The organism is Arthrobacter sp. Hiyo1, assembly GCF_001263615.2.
Lineage (GTDB): Bacteria > Actinomycetota > Actinomycetes > Actinomycetales > Micrococcaceae > Arthrobacter.
The window spans coordinates 321106-325381 of record NZ_DF952468.1; the positions used below are offsets into that span (position 1 = coordinate 321106).

The 4276-nt window shown below is 61.6% G+C and carries 5 protein-coding genes and 1 pseudogene; all 6 read left to right on the forward strand.

The annotated features are described in order from the left end of the window. On the forward strand, positions 1–550 hold a 550-nt coding region (gene rpsE, locus AHiyo1_RS01390), incomplete at its 5' end, for a 30S ribosomal protein S5 (protein WP_059387370.1). A gap of 2 nt (positions 551–552) precedes the next feature. After that, positions 553–759: a 50S ribosomal protein L30 gene (rpmD, locus tag AHiyo1_RS01395; protein WP_059387371.1), complete on the forward strand. Its 207-nt coding sequence runs from the start codon at positions 553–555 to the stop codon at positions 757–759. Further along, positions 759–1241, forward strand: a complete 483-nt coding sequence (rplO, locus tag AHiyo1_RS01400; RefSeq protein WP_059387372.1) for a 50S ribosomal protein L15 — start codon at positions 759–761, stop codon at positions 1239–1241. Before rpmD ends, rplO begins: the two co-directional genes overlap by 1 nt. Before the next feature lie 187 nt (positions 1242–1428). Then, positions 1429–2739, forward strand: a complete 1311-nt coding sequence (gene secY, locus AHiyo1_RS01405; RefSeq protein WP_059387373.1) for a preprotein translocase subunit SecY — start codon at positions 1429–1431, stop codon at positions 2737–2739. 5 nt (positions 2740–2744) lie between these two features. After that, a pseudogene (locus AHiyo1_RS01410) lies at positions 2745–3313 on the forward strand (adenylate kinase). Positions 3314–3535: 222 nt separating this feature from the next. After that, positions 3536–4276 (forward strand): type I methionyl aminopeptidase (gene map, locus AHiyo1_RS01415; RefSeq protein WP_059387374.1); only part of this gene is annotated, 741 nt, incomplete at its 3' end.

Below are 4276 nucleotides of genomic sequence, written 5' to 3' on the forward strand. Positions count from 1 at the left end.
TGGCCGCGACGGCGGTCGCGAGGCCGAGAAGAGCCAGTTCGTAGAGCGCGTTGTAACCATCAACCGTGTTGCCAAGGTCGTCAAGGGTGGTCGTCGCTTCAGCTTCACCGCCCTGGTCGTCGTCGGTGACGGCAACGGCCTGGTTGGCGTCGGCTACGGCAAGGCGAAGGAAGTTCCGGCAGCTATCGCGAAGGGCGTTGAAGAAGCTAAGAAGTCCTTCTTCCGCGTTCCCCGCGTTGGCAACACCATCCCGCACCGCGTGCAGGGTGAGGCCGCAGCAGGCGTTGTCATGCTGCGTCCGGCTTCCCCGGGTACCGGTGTTATCGCCGGTGGTCCGGTCCGCGCGGTACTGGAATGCGTCGGTATCCACGACGTTCTCTCCAAGTCGCTCGGTTCCTCGAACGCCATCAACATCGTTCACGCGACTGTTGACGCCCTGAAGCGACTGGAAGAGCCCGCTTCCGTGGCAGCCCGCCGTGGCCTGCCGCTGGACGAGGTTGCTCCTGCTGCTCTGGTGCGCGCACTCCAGAACCAGAAGGCAGGTGTCTAGTCATGGCTAAGAACCTGACTCCCTCCGACGCTCAGTTGGAGATCACCCAGATCAAGGGCGTCATCGGCGCCAAGCAGAACCAGCGTGAGACCCTGCGGTCCCTCGGCCTCAAGCGCATCGGACACACTGTTGTCCGTACCGCTGATGCCGTAACCGTTGGAATGCTCAACACGGTTCCGCACCTCGTGAATGTAGAGGAGGCGAAGTAATGGCCGAGAACAAAACTGCCGCAGAGGCTGCCGACAAGCAGAACACTCTGAAGGTCCACCACCTGCGTCCCGCCCCCGGTGCCAAGACTGCCAAGACCCGTGTTGGTCGTGGTGAAGGCTCCAAGGGTAAGACCGCAGGTCGCGGTACCAAGGGTACGAAGGCCCGCTACCAGGTCAAGGCTGGCTTTGCCGGCGGCCAGCTGCCGCTGCACATGCGCCTGCCGAAGCTTCGCGGCTTCAAGAACCCGTTCCGGGTTGAGTTCCAGGTTGTAAACCTGGACAAGCTCAACGAGCTGTTCCCGGAAGGTGGCGCTGTCACCGTCGAGTCCCTGGTTGAGAAGGGTGCCGTTCGCAAGAACCAGCCCGTCAAGGTGCTGGGCACCGGCGACATCACCGTCAAGGTTGACGTCACCGCCCACGCTTTCTCCTCCAGCGCAGCTGAGAAGATCGCAGCAGCAGGCGGAACCACCACTGCCCTCTAAGGGCTCTGGGCTATCGCTCGCTGTAAAAAGACTCCCGGTGCGGAGGGCTTCGGCCCCCTGCTCCGGGAGTTTTTTGATATGGCGCGCACCCCTCGATTGTTCGCATGGCGCATCAAACCGTTAGACTCGGGTGTTGGGTTTCAATGACCCCTTTCGACACCCTTGGACTTTTAACTCAGGAGGACGCTTGCTAAGCGCATTCGGCCGGGCATTTCGGACGCCTGATCTGCGACGCAAGTTGTTGTTCACGCTGGGAATCATCACAATCTTCCGCTTGGGAGCTTTTATCCCCTCGCCTGGTGTGAGCTACCAAAATGTTCAGCAATGTTTGTCAAGCAATCAGGACCAGGGCGGCCTCTACCAGCTCGTCAACCTGTTCAGCGGTGGTGCACTGCTGCAGGTTTCGATCTTTGCCCTGGGGATCATGCCGTACATCACGGCGAGCATCATCGTGCAGCTGCTCCGCGTGGTCATTCCGCGGTTCCAGCAGCTGTATGACGAAGGTGCCTCGGGCCAGTCGAAGCTGACGCAGTACACGCGTTATCTGACCATTGCGCTGGGCCTGCTGAACGCCACCACGCTGGTGTCCCTGGCACGCTCCGGACAGCTGCTGCCGAACTGCCAGCTGCCGATCATCCCGGACACGAGCATCATCGCCACGATCCTCGTGGTCATCACCTTGACGGCCGGTACAGGCCTCATCATGTGGATGGGCGAACTGGTTACCGAGAAGGGCGTGGGCAACGGCATGTCCCTGCTCATCTTCACCTCCATCGCTGCCGGCTTCCCGACCTCGCTCGGTGCCATCTGGAACTCCAAGGGACCGGGCACCTTCTTCACGGTGTTGGCGATCGGCCTCGTAACCGTCGCGCTCGTGGTCTTCGTGGAGCAGTCCCAGCGGCGCATTCCGGTCCAGTACGCCAAGCGTATGATCGGCCGGCGCACCGTGGGCGGCACCAGCACCTACATCCCCATCAAGGTGAACATGGCCGGCGTCGTGCCTGTCATCTTTGCCTCCTCGATGCTCTACCTGCCGGGGCTGATTGCACAGTTCAACCAGCCGAAGGCCGGAGAGTCCATCGCCCCGTGGGTTGAGTGGATCAACAACAACCTCACCAAGGGCGACCACCCCATCTACATGGCGCTGTATTTCGTCATGATTGTGTTCTTCACCTACTTCTACGTCGCGATCACCTTCAACCCTGAAGAGGTCTCGGACAACATGAAGAAGTACGGCGGGTTCATTCCGGGCATCCGGGCGGGTAAACCGACCGCGGACTACCTGCAGTACGTGCTTTCCAGGATCACCCTCCCCGGCGCCTTCTACTTGGGCTTCGTGGCGTTGATTCCGCTGGTCGCACTCGTCCTGATCAGCGCCAACCAGAACTTCCCGTTCGGTGGCACGTCGATTCTGATCATGGTGGGTGTGGGCCTGGAAACCGTCAAGCAGATTGATGCGCAGCTACAACAACGTCACTACGAAGGGCTTTTGCGATGACGAGAATGCTGATCATTGGACCCCCGGGTTCGGGCAAGGGAACCCAGGCTGAGCGGATTTCCGAGCGCTTGGGCGTAGTCGCCATCTCTACCGGCGACATCTTCCGTGCGAACGTCAAGGGCGAAACCCCGCTGGGTATCGAGGCAAAGAAGTACATGGACGCCGGCGATTTCGTTCCGGACAGCGTCACCAACAAGATGGTCCGCGACCGCCTGAGTGAGAGCGACGTCGAGAACGGCTTCCTGCTCGACGGCTACCCGCGCACCACCGCCCAGGTGGAATACCTGGACCGGATCCTCGCCGACACGGAAGAGAAGCTCGACGTCGTGCTTCAGCTGACGGCCGACGACGAGGAACTTGTTACGCGTTTGCTGGGCCGTGCCAAGGAGACCGGCGCTCGGATGACAACGAAGGCGTCATCCGCCACCGCCTGGACCTCTACCACGAGCAGACCGAGGCCGTCGTGGCCAAGTATGCCGAACGGGGCATCCTGACCCAGGTCGATGGCATTGGCGGCATCGACGAGGTCACGGATCGCGTGCTGCTGGCCATCGAGGCAGCCAAGGCGGTCTAGCCGCCGCACGACTGTTGAAGAGGGTGTGTCCCGCGCCGGAGCTGACTGCTCCCGTGCGGGACACGCCCTTTTTGCTTCCCCGTTTGAGCGCCTGAAATCAGAACCAATTCACGGGCGTTTGTGGCTCCGGTTTCGGGCTGGGCCGCTGATGCGGGAAAATAGGAAGCCAGAGGGGGTCTGGATCTGCAGCCCACCACAAGCAGCACACGACAAGAGGAGACCATGGCGTTCGGCCAGCCCCGCATCGAATACAAGACCAATGAGCAAATGCGCAAAATGCACGAGGCCGGATTGGTCCTCAGCAGAGCGCTCGACGCAGCCGTTGAAGCTGCGAAACCGGGCGTGACCACGCGCGAGATCGACGCCGTTTTCGCCGCGGTCCTCATCGACGCTGGAGCGAAGTCGAACTTCCTCGGATACCACGGCTTCCCCGCCACCATCTGCACATCCGTCAACGAGGAAGTGGTTCACGGCATCCCAGGCGACCGGGTCCTGCAGGATGGGGACATCATTTCGATTGATGGCGGGGCGATCGTTGACGGTTGGCACTCCGACTCCGCACGCACTGTGATAGTCGGCGCGGCGGATCCTGAAGATCAGCGGCTCTCGGATGTCACCCAAGCCGCCATGTGGCGCGGAATCGCTGCTTTGGCCAAAGGCAAGTTCGTCGGCGATATCGGCAACGCCGTGGACGACTACGTCTCCTCCGTCCCGGGAAAGCCGCTGGGCATCCTGGAAGACTACGTAGGCCACGGCATCGGCTCCGAGATGCACATGGCCCCTGACGTGTTGAACTACCGCACCACCCACCGAGGCCCGAAAATCAGGCCGGGACTGTGCCTTGCGATTGAGCCCATGCTCGTCCGCGGCAGCATCGAAACAGCAACCCTCGACGACGACTGGACTGTGGTGACCACTGACGGCGAGCGCTCGTGCCAGTGGGAGCACTCGGTCGCCGTACCA